The 352-nt window shown below is 67.3% G+C and carries 1 pseudogene; it reads left to right on the top strand.

The features are described from left to right. Positions 1-352, top strand: a pseudogene (locus AB4Y92_RS26870) (cobyric acid synthase); the annotation flags it as partial.

Raw genomic sequence — 352 nt, 5'->3', positions numbered from 1 at the left:
GGGCTGGGATGTCGATCTCGCCGGCCATCGCCGGCGCGGAGGGCATGTCATCGGCCTCTGCGGCGGCTACCAGATGCTTGGGCGTACCGTGCGGGATCCTCATGGTCTGGAGGGGCCGTCAGGTGAGGCTCCAGGTCTCGGCATGCTCGAGGTCGAGACCGTGCTGGAGCCTGGCAAGACCGTGCGCGAAGTCGATTTCACCCATGCGCCCAGCGCATCGTCAGGTCGCGCTTACGAGATTCATCTTGGCCGCACCGACGGGCCCGATACGCAGCGCGCGCCCTTTCGGGTCGGTGACCGCCGGGAAGGAGCAGCCTCGTCCGACGGGCGTGTGATCGGGACCTATCTGCAT

Origin of the sequence: Lysobacter sp. TAB13 (genome assembly GCF_052113885.1) — a bacterium.
Lineage (GTDB): Bacteria > Pseudomonadota > Gammaproteobacteria > Xanthomonadales > Xanthomonadaceae > Lysobacter > Lysobacter gummosus.
This window is presented reverse-complemented; position numbering and strand designations above follow the sequence as displayed.